This window comes from Aeromonas sp. S11(2024) (assembly GCF_041402345.1).
Taxonomy (GTDB): Bacteria; Pseudomonadota; Gammaproteobacteria; order Enterobacterales; family Aeromonadaceae; genus Aeromonas; species Aeromonas veronii.
Genome location: NZ_JBGLRC010000022.1, coordinates 30,643 through 46,935 on the forward strand (window position 1 = coordinate 30,643; position 16,293 = coordinate 46,935).

A 16,293-nucleotide genomic window follows, 5' to 3' on the forward strand; every position below is an offset into this window, starting at 1 on the left:
CTCTGAATGGTTGGATTATCGCGGCGTTATCCCATTATTTTTCAATATTTTGACTATGAATAGCTACTAATCAAACGTAGCTGATGGCATCTTTGTGAGGGATTGACAAGATCATCCATAGAGCAAGCACAAGGAGGCGCAGTGTTGAGTGAAGAGGGCAGGGCATCTGCGGAGGATGACAGGGGAGAGACCGGCTCTGTCGAGCGGGTCGCAACGCTGATCCCGTCCCCTCATGGCGGTGAAATGGCCCGTTTGCAGGCAGAAATCGCCGCTTTGAAGCATGAAAACGGCCTGTTGCAGGAGAAGCTCAATGCTGCCCTCGATGGCACCGGCATCTGTCTCTGGCAGGGCACCATTCCCACCGGCGAGCTGCGGGTCTTCAATCTGCAGAACTTTCAGGCCGGTGACATGGCCCCTCATTTCGATCAGTGGAGCGCCAAGCTCCATCCCGACGATCGCGCCCATGCCATGGGCAGCTACTTTGCCCACCTTGAGGGCAAAACCCCCTTCTATGAAGCCGAATACCGCACCATCAGCCCGGCCGGAGAGATCACTTGGCTGTGGGATAGGGGACGGGTCGTCGATCGGGATGGCGATGGCAAGCCGCTGCGGATCATGGGCTCCCATATCGATATCACCCAGCGCAAGGCTTATGAGCAGCGACTGGCGGAGCGCGCCAACAGCGACGCGCTGACCGGCTTGCTCAACCGGCAGGGGTTTGGCAAGGCGTTTGCCCAGCTACAGCCGCAAGGGGCGGGGGCGCTGCTCTTTATCGATCTGGATGATTTCAAGGGAATCAACGACCAGCTGGGGCACGCCTGCGGCGATCTGGTGTTGCAGCAGATGGCGGACTGGCTGCGCCTTATTATGCCTGGCTCGGCGCTATGTGGCCGTTACGGCGGCGACGAGTTTGTGGTGCATCTGCACCGGGATGTGTCGAGCCATGGCCTAGCGCAACTGGCTGACGCCCTGATCAGCCGGATGCATGGCTATGTGCCCAAACCCGGTTGCCCGCAACGGGTGGGGCTGAGTATCGGCATCGCCCTTTGGGAGGAGGAGCCATTGAGCTTCCGGCAGGCATTGGAGGTGGCCGACAGGGCCATGTATGAGGCCAAGGCACGCGGCAAGCGAGCCTGGTATCTGCTTCAGGTGTGATGGTTTTTACAGGTTCAATACAAAGCAAAAACCCCAGCCGAGCTGGGGTTTTCGTTATTCGCCTTTGGCGCCGATCTGCTGCTCGAGCTGAGCCAGCTTGCTTTCGAGGGCGGCCAGTTTTTCACGGGTACGCAGCAGCACCTTGGTCTGCACGTCGAACTCTTCGCGGCTGACCAGATCCAGCTTGCCCAGTTGGGCTTGCAGTACCTGACGCATCTTCTTCTCGGCCTCTTCACCCATGCTGCGAATGCCGGGCGGCAGGGAGTTGTGCACCTGCTTGGCGATCTCTTCCAGTTTCTTCGGGTCGATCATGATGTCCTCCTTAAGCGTTGGCGGACATTCTACCGACAATTCCCTCACTTTGCCGAGATCGCGGCGGCTTTTTACCATTTGTGCTGCCAAGCAAACGCCGCCCTTCGGGGCGGCGTTCTCGTTTCTGCAACTGCTGAAAAATCAGGTCGGTTGGTGGTTGCGATCCAGCCAGCCTTGCAGCAGGCCGACCAGCAGGCCGGTCAGGTGGGCAATATTGGCCGTGCTGGTGCCGAGCATGTCGAAGAAGCCGAGCACCATCCAGAACAGCATAAAGCCCATCAGTGCCGGTGGCAGAGTAAGGCCACAGGCCGGTTGCAGCTTGCTGCGCAGCCAGCAGTAGCCGAGCAGGGCATAGACCACGCCGGAGAGGCCGCCAAACAGCGGGCCGCTGACAAAGAACTCGGCGATATTGGGCAGGGCGGCGCCCACCAGCAGCAGGATCAGCAGCTTGCCGCTGCCGAGGCGCTGCTCGATCTGGCCGCCGAGATACCACCACCACAGCAAGTTGAACACCAGATGGAGCACCGAGAAGTGGATCAGGGCGGGGGTGAAATAGCGCCACGCCTGCCAGTCGGTGAACTGGGCCAGCGTCGGGTGGAATGCCAGTTCATCGTAGATGGGCAGGCCGATGGCCTCGATCCCGTAGATGGCGAGACAGGCGATGATCACCACCAGCGTCAGTGGCCCCGCCTGATGGAGGAAGTCGGTGATAGGGTCCGTCATCCCCTTGCTGTAGTCGATGCGGGCATCGGCGCGGCCGGATTGCCAGGAGGCTTCCATATAGCGCGGGTGGCCCGGCTCGGCCAGAAAGCGCTTCACCTCCAGCTGGGCCTGAGCGAGGCGTTGCTCGTCCGCCAGCCAGATGGTGACCCCCAGCTCGGACTGGGTCAGCTCGCAGGAGATCCCTAGCGTCGCCAGATAGTCCACCATCGCCTGCGCCATGCGGGCGTTGTCGAGCACCAGCAGCTGGATCATGCCTCGCCTGCCTCGATGGGAAACTCCCTGCGCCACGCCTCGAAGCCGCCATCCAGACTGTAGACCTCGTCATAACCCTGTTGCAGCAGGTATTGGGCCGCCCCTTGACTGCTGTTGCCGTGATAGCACATCACGATGACCGGGGTATCGAAATCCACTTCATTCATAAAGCGCACCAGGGTGCCATTGGTGAGGTGGAAGGCGCCGACCGCGTGGGCCGCTTCAAAGGATTGCGGGTCGCGAATATCCACCAGACGGGCTTCACCCGCGCTCAGTTTCTGGTGGGCATCATGGGCATTGATATGGGCAAACTGGTCCATCGGGATGTCCTGCGAATAGGTTGATTACGGGCCAGTGTACCGCAAGCTTGGGCGCAAACTAACCCCACAAAAGATAAGGGAGCCAGCGGCTCCCTTGTCGATATGGCATGCGGGTCAGTGGGTTAACCGCCCAGATAGGCCTGCCGCACTGCCGGGTTGGCCAGCAGGGCGGCTCCTGTGTCTTGCAGCACCACGTGGCCGTTCTCCAGCACATAGCCGCGGTCGGCCAGCTTGAGCGCCTGGTTGGCGTTCTGCTCCACCAGAAAGATGGTCATCCCCTTCTGCCGCAACTGTTCGATGGTGTCGAAGATCTGCTGGATGACGATGGGGGCCAGCCCCAGCGAGGGTTCATCCAGCAGCAGCAGGCGCGGTTTGCTCATCAGGGCGCGGCCGATGGCCAGCATCTGCTGCTCGCCGCCGGACATGGTGCCTGCCCGCTGTGCCAGCCGCTCGTGCAGGCGCGGGAACAGGGTAAACACCTGATCCAGCAGGCCATGCTGCTCGGCCTTGTCGACGAAGAAGGCGCCCATCAGCAGGTTCTCCTCCACCGTCAGGCGGGCGAAGATGCGGCGCCCCTCCGGCACCACGGCGATATCCTTGCGCATAATGCGGGCGGTGGTGAGGGAGCTGATCTGTTCCCCCTCAAACCAGATGGAGCCGCTGCTGGGCTTGGGTTCGCCGCAGAGTGTCATCAGCAGGGTGGTCTTGCCTGCGCCGTTGGCGCCGATCAGGGTGACGATTTCCCCCTCTTTCACCTCGACGCTGACATCGTGCAGTGCCTGAATTTTGCCGTAGTGGGTCGATACGTTGCGAAGTTCTAACATCTTTTTGTCCTTACGACTCGCCCAGATAGGCCTTGATCACTGCCGGGTTGTTGCGGATCTCATCCGGCTTGCCGTGGGCCAGCGGGGTGCCCTGGCTGACCACGAAGATGCGGTTGGAGATGCCCATCACCAGCTTCATATCGTGCTCGATCAGCAGCACCGAGACCCCGAACTCGTCCCGCAGGTTCATGATGAGCTCGTCCAGCTCGTCGGTCTCCTTCGGGTTGAGGCCAGCGGCCGGTTCATCCAGCATCAGCAGCTCGGGACGGGTCGCCATGCAGCGGGCGATCTCGAGCCGGCGCTGCTGACCGTAGGCCAGATTACCGGCGGCGCGGTTGGCAAGATCCTTGAGGCCCACTTTATCCAGCCAGAAGGCGGCCCGCTCCAGCCCCTCCTGCTCGGCACGGCGAAAGGCCGGGGTCTTGAACAGACCGGCGATAAAGCTGGTGTTGAGGTGCTGGTGCTGGGCAACCAGCAGGTTCTCCACCGCCGTCATCTCCTTGAACAGCCGCACATGCTGAAAGGTACGCACAATCCCCTTGCGGGCGATGAGGTGGCCGGGCAGCCCCTGGATCTCCTCACCCTTGTAGCGGATGGTGCCGCCGCTCGGACAGTAGAAACCGGTCAGGCAGTTGAAGATGGTGGTCTTGCCTGCGCCGTTGGGGCCGATGATGGAGATCACCTCGCCCTTGTCGATATCCAGTTTGACCCCGTTGACGGCTAGCAGGCCCCCGAAGCGCATCGACAAATCAGAGACTTCCATTAACTTCTGATGTGTACTCATTTCTTCAACTCCAGATGCGGACGGGTCATCGGCAGCAATCCCTGTGGCCGCCAGATCATCATGAACACCATCAAGAGGCCGAACATCAGCATGCGGTACTCGTTGAATTCGCGGGCCAGCTCCGGCAGCACCGTCATCACGATGGCAGCCAGCACCACCCCGATCTGCGAGCCCATGCCACCCAGCACCACAATCGCCAGCACGATGGCCGATTCGATAAAGACGAAGGATTCCGGGCTGATAAAGCCCTGCCGGGAGGCAAAGAAGCTGCCGGCAAAGCCCGCGAAGGTAGCGCCTATGGTGAAGGCGGTCAGCTTGATAATGGTGGGGTTGAGCCCCAGCGATTTGCAGGCTATCTCGTCTTCCCGCAGCGCTTCCCAGGCGCGGCCAAGGGGCATCCGCAGCAGGCGGTTGATGACGAACAGGGTCACCACCACCAGCACCAGCGCCATCAGGTAGAGAAAGATCACCTTGTGGTTGGCGTTGTAGGTAATGCCGAAGAAGTTGTGGAAGGTATCAAAGCCCCCATCCTTGACGGTGCGGTTGAACTCCAGACCCCCCAGCGTCGGCTTGGGAATGCCGGATATACCGTTCGGGCCGCCGGTCAGGGTGGTCATGTTGTTGAGCAGGATGCGGATGATCTCACCAAAACCCAGGGTGACGATGGCCAGATAGTCCCCCCGCAGCCGCAGTACCGGGAAACCGAGCAGGAAGCCGAAGGTAGCGGCCATCAGCCCGGCGATGGGCAGGCACTCCCAGAAGCTCAGCCCGAAGTAGGTGTTGAGCAGGGCATAGCTGTAGGCGCCGACCGCGTAGAAGCCGACATAGCCGAGATCGAGCAGACCGGCGAGGCCGACCACCACGTTCAGCCCCAGCCCCAGCATGATGTAAATCAGGGTGAGGGTGGCGAGATCGATGGCGCCGCGAGAAGCCATAAAGGGCCAGCTCACCGCGAACAGCAGCACCAGCACGGCGGTGAGGTTATAGAGCTTGGGCGCCTCTTCCGGGCTCGGCAGCACCAGCTTGGTAAAGCCGACCGAGAAGCCGCTGATGGAGGCCTGAAACAGCTTGGCGATCTGGCCGCGCAGCATCTGGAACCAGAAAACGAGGGTGGCGCCCCCCAGTAGCCAGGCCAGCGACACATCGAGGCGGCTCACTACCTGCAGGCTGGAGCCATCGGTCTCCAGCTTGAAGCCGAGCAGCCAGAAGGAGAGCACCAGCAGCACCAGGCTGGCGATACAGGCGTGGATAAATTGATGTTTCATCACACTTTCTCCACTTCCGGACGGCCCAGAATGCCGGTCGGCATAAAGAGCAGCACAAAAATGAGCAGGGCAAACGCCATCACATCCTTGTACTCGGTGCTGAGATAACCGGCGGTGAGGGCTTCAACCACACCGAGCAGCAGGCCGCCCAGTACGGCGCCCGGAATGCTGCCGATACCGCCCAATACAGCGGCAGTGAAGGCCTTCAGACCGGCCATAAAGCCGAGGTAGGGGTTGATGACGCCGTAATACATGCCGAGCAGCACCCCGGCGACGGCGGCCAGCGCGGCTCCCAGCACGAAGGTGATGGAGATGACCACGTGGGTGTCTATCCCTAACAGGTTGGCCATCTTGATATCTTCCGAACAGGCGCGGCAGGCGCGGCCCATGCGGGAGCGGCCGATGAACTGGGTCAGCGCCAGCATGGTGATGAAAGTCACCACGAAGATGATCAGCTGCATATAGGAGAGGCTGGCCTGAAAACCATCCTCACCCCCCAGGGTCCAGCCACCGGAGATCAGGCTGGGCATGGCGATATCCCGCGAGCCCTGCGCCATCCGCATCATGTTCTGCAGGAAGATCGACATGCCGATGGCGGAGATGAGGGGGATCAGCCGGTTGCCACCGCGCAGCGGCCGGTAGGCGACCCGTTCGATGCTCCAGCCATAGGTGCCGGTGATGATGATACTGACCAGGAAGGCGCCTCCCAGTAGTAGAAAGGTGCTGTCGATGCCCATCATCATGAGCCCCGCCATCACCATAAAAGCGACATAGGAGCCGATCATGTACACCTCGCCGTGGGCGAAGTTGATCATGCCGATGATGCCATAGACCATGGTGTAGCCAATGGCGATCAACGCATAGGTGCTGCCTATGGTTAATCCGTTCAGCAGTTGCTGAACGAGATAAAGGAGGTGTTCGGACATACTGCGTTCCCTGTACTTGCCCGCAAAGAGAGGAGGGGGTGAGTGTACTCACCCCCGATCGGCAGATTATTTGACTTGGCTGGAAGTACCGTCAGCGTGCCACTGGAACACACCGAATTCGAAGCCTTTCAGGTCACCATTCGGTGCCCAGGTCAGGGGGCCCATCACGGTATCGATCGGCGCAGCCTTGATGGCGGCGGCAACGGCGGCCGGGTCATCTTCACCCGCCTTGGCGATACCGGCTGCCAGGGTTTGCACCGCGGCATAGGTAGTCCAGACGAACGGGCCGGAGGAGTCCTGACCCTTGGCCTTGAACGCCGCCACCAGCGGGGCGTTGGCAGGCACCAGGTCATACTTGTTCGGTAGGGTCACCAGCAGGCCTTCGGAAGCCGGGCCGCCGATGGCGGAGATATCCTTGTTACCCACCCCTTCCGGGCCCATGAACTTGGCTTTCAGCCCCTTCTCGCCAGCCTGACGCAGGATCAGACCCAGCTCCGGGTGATAGCCGCCGTAGTAGACGAAATCGACGTTCTCTTTCTGCAGTTTGGCGATCAGGGCGGAGAAGTCCTTGTCACCGGCGGTGATCCCTTCAAAGGCCACCACTTTCACGTCAGCCTTGTCGAGCGCGGCTTTGACGCTGGAAGCGATCCCTTCACCGTACTGCTTCTTGTCGTGGATAACGGCCACGCGTTGGGGTTTGACCTGCTCGATGATGTACTTGGCGGCAGTCGGGCCCTGATCGCTATCCAGGCCGATGGTGCGCAGGGTCAGCTGGTAACCGCGCTCGGTGATCTTGGGGTTGGTGGAGGCGGGGGTGACCATCAGGATCCCCTCGTCTTCATAGATGTCGGAGGCGGGCAGGGTGTTGTCGGAGCAGAGGTGACCGACCACGAACTTGACGCCATCGTTCACCACCTTGTTGGCAACGGCCACCGCCTGCTTGGGATCGCAGGCATCGTCATAGACGACCGCTTCGATCTGCTTGCCATTGATGCCGCCAGCCTTGTTGATCTGCTCGACCGCCATCTTGCCGCCGGTGAACTGCATGTCCCCGTACTGGGCTACCGGGCCGGTGACCGGGCCTGCGATACCGATCTTGATGGTGTCTGCCGCGTGGGCGATGGAGATCGATCCAAACAGAGCCAAAGAAACCGCTGCGCCAACTGTGATTTTGCTCAACTTATGCATTGATTCGTCCCTTAATCAGTGGATTGTTTCATTTCCGTGTGCCATTCCGGATCTACATCCCGTGCATCCGGCTATAGGTATGGTTCTATCATTCCTCACGGGGCAATAACAAGCTGTTAAAGATACTAACCAGAGGGGGTTGGATGGGTGTATTTTGAAATAAATGACCTGTTATTTTCGTCTAATTAGAGCTTAATTTTGATTTGTTGACTTAACATCTTGGTAACGAGATGCGATTCTGACAAACGCCAGAGGATTAATCTGGCGATATTTTACTCTGACAGCGCTCCCATTTTGACCACAATCCATTTGCGCAAACAGAAATGAGCGCCTAAATTAGCCGGCATTGACAATTCCGTGGCAGAGCTCGTTAAAACCAAGCCTTTATTCGGGAAATCTGCTAATGTTCCGCCTTTGACAGTCAGGAGACAGAGATGGCCACTATCAAGGATGTCGCCTCGCGCGCAGGCGTATCCATCTCCACCGTCTCACATGTGCTCAACCACACTCGGCGGGTCAGCGAAGACGCGACCCAGAAAGTGATTGAGGCGGTGGCAGAACTCAACTACGCGCCCAACTCGGTAGCGCGCAGTCTTAAAATAAATTCGACCAAGACCATTGGTATGCTGGTCACCACCAGCGTAAACCCCTTCTTCGCAGAAGTGGTGCAAGGGGTTGAAGCGTACTGCTTCGAACAGGGCTACAGCCTGATCCTCTGCAACACCGAAAACCAGCCGCCTCGCCAACAGCATTACCTGAGAATGCTGATGGAAAAACGGGTGGATGGTCTGCTGGTATTGGGTACCGATATCGACACCCCGTTGCGCGACATGCTGCGCATCCACAAGAACGTGCCGCAGGTGGTACTGGATTGGGGCACGGAGTGCGATTTCGCCAACGTCATCAACGACAACGCCCGCATCGGCGCCCGCATGGCCGTACGCCATCTGCTGGAGCTGGGGCACCGCGACATCGTCTGCATCACTGGCCAGCTCTCCAAGCCGACCACCCAGCAGCGGCTGGACGGGGTGCGCGATGCGCTGGGCGAACAAGGTCTGACCCTCAAAGATGAACAGGTCTTTGAAGGGGATTACGAGAGCCAGAGCGGCTTCGATGCCATGCAGCGCATCCTGGCCCTGCAGCCTCGTCCGACCGCGGTCTTTGCCTTCGACGATCCCATGGCGATCGGCGCGATTTGCGCTGCTTGGGAAGCGGGAGTCAAGGTGCCGGACGATATCTCCATCATCGGCTACGACGATGTGGAGATGGCGCGCTTCTCCAGCCCGCCGCTGACCACCATCCGCCACCCGAAGGCCGAACTGGGCCAGCTGGCGGTGAAGCATCTGGTCAGCCGGATCCGCAACAAGGAGCTGGAAGTGGAATCGATGACGGTACAGCCCGAGCTGATTGTCCGTCGCTCGGTCAAACCGTTGCGTTAATCCGCGCCCGTTGCCAACACGAAAAACCCCCTCTGTCACGAGGGGGTTTTTGTTTTCGCAGGCTGGAGTACAAGAGGATTTTCCCCAAGCAACTCTGCTTATCCTCACTTCTGTCAGAAGCAGGAATGGTTATTTTTGTGTGTTGTATTTCGGTGAGTAGGGGCCATACAGGATGCCATTAGGCATACCTGCGCTTAGCAGTCTGAAACTGGTTATCCCTGCGATATCATGGCCCTTGTCCATCACAGTGTTGGTGATCTGGTCAACGACGGCGACGACCAGCATGCCAACCAGGCTACCACCACCATTGGACTTTTGCTCTGCGCTTGAAGCGCGGGCTGTACCTTCCCATATGGTTTTGCCGTTACGCAGGTCCACCAATTTTGCTTTCGCTGTCACGGCTGTTTCACTCGAGACCACCATATAGCTGGTGCCATATTCGGTGATGTCCAGATAGAGCGCGGTATCAGCACCAAAAATCTGATGCAGTTTGCTGATGGGCAAAGAGTGGATATCTTCCGCAACAGTCATGCCGTTCTGACGGAAGGTTTCGTTGGTCAGTGAGACCGGGAAAACATAATAGCCAGACTCGGCCAGTGGCATGGTGCTCTGGGAGAGCAGGCTATTGCCGGCTTTAACATCTGGACTGTGGTTTACGGGAGGCAAAACCAGAATCGATGTAGGGTGACTTTCCCGAAATGCTGTGTAGTCATACGCAGCTTGTTGGGATGCGCAACCAGCCAGTAGCAGTGAGCCCATGATGGAAATCAGTAACTTTTTCATTTGGCTGCTCCTTGCTTCTGGGTGAGCAGAAAATTAATGAAAGTGGTTGATTCTGGGAAGAGTTGCTTCTCTTTCTCGAAGTGTTCCAGTGCGAGGTTGTCACGTCCTTGCTGGGCATAAAGCATGGCCAGATGAGCATGGAAACCGGGCGGCACCTTTTCCCCTTTGCCATTGGCTTCTTGCAGGTTTTTCTCAAGCCGATCGATCTGTTCACCGTTATCTTTTTCTTCAAGGTTCTGGTAGACCGAATCCTGATATTCACCCCAGTTGTACAGGGGCTTGGGTGGGGTCGCACAACCGTAGCTGAAGAGGGCAAAAGCCAGACAGAGTCCTTGACGCATTTTGTTCATTGATTCCCCCTTAGCGAGCCGGTTGCCAGGCACCGTTCTGGATGCCAGAGACCAGATTGTTTACGGCTTCACGAATCGCCAGGTCGAGCACCTTGCCATTGAGTGTGGAGTCATAATCGGCCGTGCCACCAAAACCGATAACTTCGCGGTTGGAAAGCTCGAATTCGCCTGCCCCTTGTGACGAGAAAACAACTTCTGACGTTTTGACATTGACGATGTTGAGGTTGACTTTGGCATAGGCGATCTGCGATTTGCCCCTGCCGAGAATGCCAAACAGCTGATGATCTCCCACCGCTTTTCGGCCAAATTCAGTGACATCGCCTGTGACGACGTAATCGGCGCCTTTCAGCGTCTGAGTCTCTTTCTTGAGCCCTGCTTCCGCTTGCAACTCTTCCATGTTGGCTCTGTCCAGAACACTGAAACGGCCAGTTTGTTGCAGGTGGGTGATCAGGATTGTCTTGGCCTGGCTACCCAGGCGGTCGTTACCATCGGAGAATATACCGCGCATGTAGCTTGAGCGATTATCAAACTTGCCCACAGAAATGGGGCTGCGAGTGCCTTGGTATTGGGTCTGGTAAGAGGTCACTTTGGCAACTTCAAGTGTTCGGGAGGATTCGCTTGCACAACCCGCAAGTGTCAAGCTTGCTGCGATAGTCACAGCAACAATGTGATACTTTGTCATGACAGCCTTATTAAGTTTATGATTATTAATGTTTTTTTGTGGGGCCTGTATCGTATACCAATGAAGCTCCCAACGGAACCGTTTCAGCTGGAAGCCTTAATAAAACTCCTTGTTGTGCTTTGGTAACCAAGGTGGGGGATTGAAGGGGGATCTCCAAATTTTGCAGTGTGATCGTTGTGTTGGACTGAAAACTGTCAGTTGTATGCACCAAGACCCAATTCCAGCCCATATGATAAACATTTCCCCCGTTTGACCCACCTCGCATTTTGCTTGTTAATGGTTTGATCAATATCAACAAAGGGTTAAGTTCTGATGGACTCCCGACTTAACCGTTCCATCCTGTAGGTTGGATATGACTGTCAAGGATGGTGTCTTATGTTCCCCCCTCGCAAGCTGGGTCACCAGATCACGCTGCTGGCAATTGGCGGCATCGTATTGCTCGCCGTGGTGCTGCTTACCTTTAATCTGTTTGAAAATCGCCAGCGGGCGCTCGCGGCCGAGCAGGCTGCACTGCGGAGCCAGCTCCAGAACGTGGAAGCGGTGATCAAAAACACCAGCCATGAAACCGTGCTGGCGGCGACCCTGATCGCCCAGCGGCCGGATGCAGCAAAGGCGGTGGCCGACAAGGATTGGCAGACCCTCGCCAATCTGTTTGATCCGCTCTGGCCCGCCATCAAGGCGCAGGGGATCGAGCAGTTCCAGTTCCACCTGCCGCCAGCCACTTCCCTCTATCGGGTACACAAGCCTGAAAAACACGGTGATGACCTCTCTGCCATTCGCCCCACTGTGGTTGAGGTGAATCGCGAGCATCATGCCGTTGGTGGGCTGGAGATTGGCGTGGCGGGTACCGGTTTGCGCGGGGTCGTGCCGGTCACCTTCAACGGGCAGCCGGTCGGTTCGGTGGAGTTCGGTCGTGCTCTGGATGAAAAGCTGTTTGGCCAACTGCTGGACAAGCAGGTGCAGCTCGCCATCTATCTGTTTGAGCAGGGCAAGCTGGTGACGCTGGTTGGCACATCTCGGCTTGGTGAGGCGATGGAGTGGTATCAGCCGGTACTGGCCGGTGAGGAACGTTTCGTCAATATGACGCAGCAGGGGAGTGATTTGCTGGTGATGGCGGCTCCCCTGCGCGATTACTCCGGCAAGGCAGTCGGTATCATCGAATTGACCCGGGATCACAGTCTGGTCGCGGCCGATCTGGCTCGTCAGGGCTGGCAGATGGCGATCATTTCTCTAGTAGGGGCTCTGGTGATTGCCATGGTGATGGCGTTCGCGCTCAATCGCATCAATCGTCCTCTGCTCGACAGCGTCAAGGCGCTGGAGGCGCTGGCCAATGGCTCCGGCGATCTCGGCAGCAAGCTGCCGGTGGCGGGGCCGGAGGAGATCCGCCGCCTCGGGTCGGCGTTCAATGGCTTTGTTGCCAAGATCCGCGACACCATCAGCCAGCTCACCTCCACTCTGGGCGAACTGGCTGGCGAGAGCGAGCGGCTGTCGCGCAGTGCGGCGGGCAACCTTGGCAGCATGACGCGCCAGCAGGAGCAGACCACCCAGCTCGCCACCGCCATGACCGAGATGACCAGCACGGTACACGAGGTGGCCAACAACACGGCACAGGCGGCCGAAGCGGCCAACGAAGCGGACAATCAGGCGGTCACCGGTGATGAGGTGGTGCAGCAGAGCGTCAACATGATCGAACAGCTGGCGGAGGAGATCGCCAGCGCGGGCAACACGGTGAAAGAGGTCGCCAAGGCCAGCGAGCAGATTGGCTCTGTGCTGGCGGTGATCCAGTCCATCGCCGAGCAGACCAATCTGCTGGCCCTCAACGCCGCCATCGAGGCGGCCCGGGCCGGTGAACAGGGGCGTGGTTTTGCGGTGGTGGCCGACGAGGTGCGCTCGCTGGCCGGGCGCACCCAGCACTCCACCGCCGAGATCCGCGGCACCATCGAGCAGTTGCAACGGGCGGTGGGCACCACGGTGACCATGATCGAACACAGCGTCTCGCGAGCGGGGGAGTCGGTGGAGCGGGCCAATCAGGCGGGAGAAGCCCTCGGCCGGATCAAGGGGGCGGTCAACAGCATTCGCGACATGAACACCCAGATCGCCGCCGCTTCGGAGGAGCAATCCTCGGTGAGCGACGAGATCACCCGCAATATCGTCAGCGTCCACGAGATCTCCCAGGCCACCACGCTGGTGGCGCGGGATACCGCCCATATCGCCAGCCATGTGGCGACCCTGGTGGACAAGCTGGGGGATCTGGCCGGGCAGTTCCAGGATGGTTCCAACGTGCGGATGGTGCTGAGTCGTGCCCGCGCCGCTCATATGGGCTGGAAGACCCGGGTGCGCGCCTATCTGGATGGGCAGGAGGGGTTGTCGCGCAGCGAGGCGGTCAGTGACAAGGAGTGCCGCCTTGGCCACTGGTACTTCAGCGAAGGGCAGACATGCTGCGGCGATCAATCCGCCTTCAGGGCGATGGCCGCCCCCCACGCCAGATTGCATCAGGTGATCCAGCAGATTATCGAGCTGAAAAACCAACACAAGCATGAAGAGGCGGAGGCGCTCTACCGCGAAATCGAGCAGAACTCAGAGCAGGTAGTGGGCTGCATCGATCAGTTGCTGCAGGAGATGACCAAGCCGGAGCGTTAATGACGAGCGGGCCTGATAGCCAAAGGGCTGACAGCGATGTCAGCCCTTTTTCATGGTGCGGGTCTGGGGCGAGGTTACTGCTCCGGACTCTCATCCTGATAACGGGCGGCGGTGATGAACTGGCCGAAGGTTTCACACCAGACGATCACGCTGCTGTAGCGGGCCGGATCGATCGTGGCGGGCAGCGGCACGATAAAGTTGTCGAAGGTCTTCACCGGCCCGACTCGCACCATCTGATCCTTGAGGCGGGCAAAATCGGCTTCGGTCTCGACAAACTCGGGGGAGAGGTAGAGCTGGTAGTCCGGCCCGGGGGCCAGCTTGCCCATCAGACTGACGGCGTCCGGCCCTATGCTCACCTTGCCTTCCCCCCAGTGCAGCCGATCGCTGTCTTTCAGATCCCGGCGAAAGGTGCCGTGGAATCTCGCTTGCTGCTGGCTGGCCGCTACCTGCTCGGTATCAGGGGCGGGTGGCGCGATCAGGATCGGCAGGGTGTAGACACCGGCGGCAAAGCCTGCCGCCGCGACCAGCAGATGGGTGCCCAGCAGCAGGGCCATGGTTTTGCGTTTCATGATATCTCGGTCGTTGATGAATTGATGGCAAAACCATACCAGTCCGGGGGCCCGCTGCCCAGTTTGCTCAGGCCAGAGGTGTAGTTATCCATCTATGGTGACGTGGGGTGTGGTCACGCCAATGGCTCAAGGCCGGATGGTGCCGTCCTGCCTTTTGTTGATCTCGCTGGCGGCGTGCACCAGCTGTTCCAGCTGGTGGTGGATCTGGGTGCGATCCAGTTGCTGCAAGGGCTGACGACTCCACAGTACCGGTGTCAGGCTCTCGGTATCGAAACCCAGTACCGGTTTGCACGGGTCCTGACTGAAGAGGTTCTGGGCGGCCGCCTGAGCACTGGTGGCCGCGTCGAGGCGGGTAAACATCAGCAGATAGTCGGCCGGGTGTTCGGTCAGATGGCAGGTCAGTTCGCCGATCTGCAGGCTGGTGACGCTCTCCTCCTGTTGCGGCGCAGGCAGGGAGAGGGATAGAAACAGCTGGTGGATGGCGGCGTGATAAAGAGAGTTCATTGATGGCTCCAGATTGATGATGGCGCCATTAGAGCAGGTCACCGCCAGCGGCACTGTTAATGGTGGCTCTCTTTTTTTAGCTTTTCGGTCAGCGAGATAGCACGCCGCGCTCAGTACAAAAATCGCGACCAATCCCGATAGTCCCTGTTGATGGCCTCTCCTAGACTGGCGGCGAAACATCACAAGAAGACAATCATCATGCAGATTCAAGCAAACACCGTCGGCACACAGGCCGTCGCTCACCACAGTGATGCAACCACAGGGGTTGGCCGGATGGGCCAGCTGGAGGCGCGTCAGGTCGCCACCGGACAAGATGCGATCTTGCTGGGCAACCGCAGCGAACCGCAGAAAGGGCAGGGGCTGCTCTCGCGATTGGGGGCCCAACTGGCCCGTCCGTTCGTGGCCATCAAAGAGTGGATTGGCAACCTGCTGGGGAGTGGCAAGAGTGCCGCTGCGCCGAAGACTCAGGTAGCAGAAAACCTCTCCATGGCGGATCAGAAACGTCTTTTTTTGCAAAAGGCACTGCCCTATACCCTGAGCGCGCTCGACAAGACAAGCGAGCTGAAAAGTATCAATGCTGAACAACTGCGCAAGGACCACACCACGCTGGCGACTGGCAACGGTGCTCTGCGTTCCTTGGTCACTGCCCTGAGCGGTATTCGTGATGGATCAAAAATCGAGGCAACCACTCATCAGGCCGCCCGCCTGCTTGAACTGAATTTGGGCGGGATTGCTCTGCAGCAATGGGGAACCACGGGCAGGCAGGCCAGCGAATGGGTGAGCTCCGCCACGCAGGAGCAACTTGGTGAGGTTGCAGCCGGATTGAACGACCTGATGCATGAGGTTGCCCAATTACGCTATGCCGTCGAGAGCGAAGTTAAAGGTGAGCCTGCCGACAAGGCGCTGGCTGAGGGTTTGCAGAATCAATTTGGCCTGGAGGCTGAACAATATCTGGGTGAACAGCCCCACGGTTTTTACAGCGATGCTGAAGTCATGGCGCTTGGTCTCTACACCAATGGCGAATACCAGCACCTGAATCGCTCGCTGCGTCAGGAAAAGCAGCTGGATGCAGGGCAAGCATTGATCGATCAGGGCATGTCTGCTGCTTTTGAAAAAAGCACTCCCGCCGAGCAGTTGGTCAAGACCTTCCGCGGTACCCACGGTGGCGATGCGTTCAGCGGGGTGGCAGAGGGGCAAGTCGGTCATGATGCCGCTTATTTCTCCACCTCCCGGGATCCCAAGGTGGCCACCAGCTTTGGTGGTTCAGGCACTATTTCCACGGTATTTGGCCGCTCGGGGATCGATGTCAGCGACATATCCGTTGAAGGGGATGAGCAGGAGATCCTCTATAACAAGGCGACGGATATGCGGGTGTTGCTGAGTGCCAAAGATGAGCGGGGAGTCACCAGGCGGGTACTGGAAGAGGCCAAGTTGGGAGAACAAAGCGGCCATAGCAAGGGGCTGCTGGATGCGCTGGATCTGGCAAGAGGGTCGGGCGGTGCCGACAAGCCGCAAGAGGTTGATATCCGTCTGAAGATGCGCGGCCTCGATCTGGAGTGACCAGATAGCACGAGAAC

The 16,293-nt window shown here is 58.9% G+C and carries 17 protein-coding genes; 4 read left to right on the top strand and 13 right to left on the bottom strand.

Annotation, left to right across the window (positions count from 1 at the left end):
• Window positions 1-141 precede the first annotated feature (141 nt).
• Window positions 142-1,155: a sensor domain-containing diguanylate cyclase gene (locus ACB040_RS15910; RefSeq protein WP_106844557.1), complete on the top strand. Its 1,014-nt coding sequence runs from the start codon at window positions 142-144 to the stop codon at window positions 1,153-1,155.
• A 54-nt stretch (window positions 1,156-1,209) separates the two neighbouring features.
• Here the strand turns inward: ACB040_RS15910 and ACB040_RS15915 are convergent, their stop codons facing one another.
• The 8 genes from ACB040_RS15915 to ACB040_RS15950 form a co-directional block, all read right to left on the bottom strand.
• On the bottom strand, window positions 1,210-1,467 hold the full coding sequence (locus ACB040_RS15915; RefSeq protein WP_106844556.1) for an accessory factor UbiK family protein: 258 nt from the start codon (window positions 1,465-1,467) through the stop codon (window positions 1,210-1,212).
• 141 nt (window positions 1,468-1,608) lie between these two features.
• A complete protein-coding gene (gene glpG / locus ACB040_RS15920) occupies window positions 1,609-2,442 on the bottom strand; it encodes a rhomboid family intramembrane serine protease GlpG (RefSeq protein ID WP_338773155.1) in 834 nt (277 codons plus the stop codon).
• Entirely contained in the window at window positions 2,439-2,762 is a 324-nt protein-coding gene (gene glpE, locus ACB040_RS15925) for a thiosulfate sulfurtransferase GlpE (RefSeq protein ID WP_005355913.1), read from the bottom strand. Before glpE ends, glpG begins: the two co-directional genes overlap by 4 nt.
• Window positions 2,763-2,884: 122 nt before the next feature.
• A complete protein-coding gene (locus tag ACB040_RS15930) occupies window positions 2,885-3,586 on the bottom strand; it encodes an ABC transporter ATP-binding protein (protein ID WP_263719010.1) in 702 nt (233 codons plus the stop codon).
• A 10-nt stretch (window positions 3,587-3,596) separates the two neighbouring features.
• Window positions 3,597-4,370: a high-affinity branched-chain amino acid ABC transporter ATP-binding protein LivG gene (gene livG, locus ACB040_RS15935; protein ID WP_151286466.1), complete on the bottom strand. Its 774-nt coding sequence runs from the start codon at window positions 4,368-4,370 to the stop codon at window positions 3,597-3,599.
• Window positions 4,367-5,635: a high-affinity branched-chain amino acid ABC transporter permease LivM gene (locus ACB040_RS15940; protein WP_005355922.1), complete on the bottom strand. Its 1,269-nt coding sequence runs from the start codon at window positions 5,633-5,635 to the stop codon at window positions 4,367-4,369. Before ACB040_RS15940 ends, livG begins: the two co-directional genes overlap by 4 nt.
• Window positions 5,635-6,561 carry a high-affinity branched-chain amino acid ABC transporter permease LivH gene (gene livH, locus ACB040_RS15945; protein ID WP_005339439.1) on the bottom strand — a complete coding sequence of 309 codons (927 nt, stop codon included), beginning with the start codon at window positions 6,559-6,561 and terminating at the stop codon, window positions 5,635-5,637. The genes ACB040_RS15940 and livH overlap by 1 nt, the downstream gene beginning before the upstream one ends.
• A 66-nt stretch (window positions 6,562-6,627) precedes the next feature.
• Window positions 6,628-7,749 (bottom strand): branched-chain amino acid ABC transporter substrate-binding protein, encoded by a 1,122-nt coding sequence (locus ACB040_RS15950; RefSeq protein WP_076493778.1) that lies wholly within the window; start codon window positions 7,747-7,749, stop codon window positions 6,628-6,630.
• A 434-nt stretch (window positions 7,750-8,183) separates the two neighbouring features.
• Between ACB040_RS15950 and ACB040_RS15955 the strand changes: the two genes are divergently transcribed.
• Window positions 8,184-9,188 carry a substrate-binding domain-containing protein gene (locus ACB040_RS15955; RefSeq protein ID WP_005357328.1) on the top strand — a complete coding sequence of 335 codons (1,005 nt, stop codon included), beginning with the start codon at window positions 8,184-8,186 and terminating at the stop codon, window positions 9,186-9,188.
• Between the two features lie 129 nt (window positions 9,189-9,317).
• On the opposite strand, the gene ACB040_RS15960 is transcribed toward ACB040_RS15955, so the two are convergent.
• From ACB040_RS15960 to ACB040_RS15970, 3 genes are read right to left on the bottom strand one after another with little or no spacing between them, the layout of a single operon-like run.
• Window positions 9,318-9,971 carry a DUF799 domain-containing protein gene (locus ACB040_RS15960; protein ID WP_019446311.1) on the bottom strand — a complete coding sequence of 218 codons (654 nt, stop codon included), beginning with the start codon at window positions 9,969-9,971 and terminating at the stop codon, window positions 9,318-9,320.
• Complete coding sequence (locus ACB040_RS15965; RefSeq protein WP_050498494.1) at window positions 9,968-10,321, bottom strand: DUF4810 domain-containing protein; 354 nt, start codon at window positions 10,319-10,321, stop codon at window positions 9,968-9,970. Before ACB040_RS15965 ends, ACB040_RS15960 begins: the two co-directional genes overlap by 4 nt.
• A gap of 10 nt (window positions 10,322-10,331) precedes the next feature.
• Window positions 10,332-11,003, bottom strand: a complete 672-nt coding sequence (locus ACB040_RS15970; RefSeq protein WP_371155540.1) for a CsgG/HfaB family protein — start codon at window positions 11,001-11,003, stop codon at window positions 10,332-10,334.
• A gap of 375 nt (window positions 11,004-11,378) precedes the next feature.
• Between ACB040_RS15970 and ACB040_RS15975 the strand changes: the two genes are divergently transcribed.
• Window positions 11,379-13,643, top strand: coding sequence for a methyl-accepting chemotaxis protein (locus ACB040_RS15975; RefSeq protein ID WP_338773146.1), 2,265 nt, complete (start codon window positions 11,379-11,381; stop codon window positions 13,641-13,643).
• A gap of 74 nt (window positions 13,644-13,717) precedes the next feature.
• Here the strand turns inward: ACB040_RS15975 and ACB040_RS15980 are convergent, their stop codons facing one another.
• Both ACB040_RS15980 and ACB040_RS15985 read right to left on the bottom strand, forming a co-directional pair.
• On the bottom strand, window positions 13,718-14,212 hold the full coding sequence (locus ACB040_RS15980) for a DM13 domain-containing protein (RefSeq protein WP_101530631.1): 495 nt from the start codon (window positions 14,210-14,212) through the stop codon (window positions 13,718-13,720).
• A gap of 126 nt (window positions 14,213-14,338) precedes the next feature.
• A complete protein-coding gene (locus tag ACB040_RS15985) occupies window positions 14,339-14,716 on the bottom strand; it encodes a CesT family type III secretion system chaperone (protein ID WP_338773143.1) in 378 nt (125 codons plus the stop codon).
• A 198-nt stretch (window positions 14,717-14,914) separates the two neighbouring features.
• Between ACB040_RS15985 and ACB040_RS15990 the strand changes: the two genes are divergently transcribed.
• A complete protein-coding gene (locus tag ACB040_RS15990; RefSeq protein WP_371155537.1) occupies window positions 14,915-16,276 on the top strand; it encodes an ADP-ribosyltransferase in 1,362 nt (453 codons plus the stop codon).
• Window positions 16,277-16,293 lie beyond the last annotated feature (17 nt).

Excerpts from the sequence above, each read along its gene's own strand:
- ACB040_RS15915 (WP_106844556.1), bottom strand. The coding sequence starts at position 1,467 with ATGATCGACCCGAAGAAACTGGAAGAGATCGCCAAGCAGGTGCACAAC.
- glpG (WP_338773155.1), bottom strand. The coding sequence starts at position 2,442 with ATGATCCAGCTGCTGGTGCTCGACAACGCCCGCATGGCGCAGGCGATG.
- glpE (WP_005355913.1), bottom strand. The coding sequence starts at position 2,762 with ATGGACCAGTTTGCCCATATCAATGCCCATGATGCCCACCAGAAACTG.
- ACB040_RS15930 (WP_263719010.1), bottom strand. The coding sequence starts at position 3,586 with ATGTTAGAACTTCGCAACGTATCGACCCACTACGGCAAAATTCAGGCA.
- livG (WP_151286466.1), bottom strand. The coding sequence starts at position 4,370 with ATGAGTACACATCAGAAGTTAATGGAAGTCTCTGATTTGTCGATGCGC.
- ACB040_RS15940 (WP_005355922.1), bottom strand. The coding sequence starts at position 5,635 with ATGAAACATCAATTTATCCACGCCTGTATCGCCAGCCTGGTGCTGCTG.
- livH (WP_005339439.1), bottom strand. The coding sequence starts at position 6,561 with ATGTCCGAACACCTCCTTTATCTCGTTCAGCAACTGCTGAACGGATTA.
- ACB040_RS15950 (WP_076493778.1), bottom strand. The coding sequence starts at position 7,749 with ATGCATAAGTTGAGCAAAATCACAGTTGGCGCAGCGGTTTCTTTGGCT.
- ACB040_RS15955 (WP_005357328.1), top strand. The coding sequence starts at position 8,184 with ATGGCCACTATCAAGGATGTCGCCTCGCGCGCAGGCGTATCCATCTCC.
- ACB040_RS15960 (WP_019446311.1), bottom strand. The coding sequence starts at position 9,971 with ATGAAAAAGTTACTGATTTCCATCATGGGCTCACTGCTACTGGCTGGT.
- ACB040_RS15965 (WP_050498494.1), bottom strand. The coding sequence starts at position 10,321 with ATGAACAAAATGCGTCAAGGACTCTGTCTGGCTTTTGCCCTCTTCAGC.
- ACB040_RS15970 (WP_371155540.1), bottom strand. The coding sequence starts at position 11,003 with ATGACAAAGTATCACATTGTTGCTGTGACTATCGCAGCAAGCTTGACA.
- ACB040_RS15975 (WP_338773146.1), top strand. The coding sequence starts at position 11,379 with ATGTTCCCCCCTCGCAAGCTGGGTCACCAGATCACGCTGCTGGCAATT.
- ACB040_RS15980 (WP_101530631.1), bottom strand. The coding sequence starts at position 14,212 with ATGAAACGCAAAACCATGGCCCTGCTGCTGGGCACCCATCTGCTGGTC.
- ACB040_RS15985 (WP_338773143.1), bottom strand. The coding sequence starts at position 14,716 with ATGAACTCTCTTTATCACGCCGCCATCCACCAGCTGTTTCTATCCCTC.
- ACB040_RS15990 (WP_371155537.1), top strand. The coding sequence starts at position 14,915 with ATGCAGATTCAAGCAAACACCGTCGGCACACAGGCCGTCGCTCACCAC.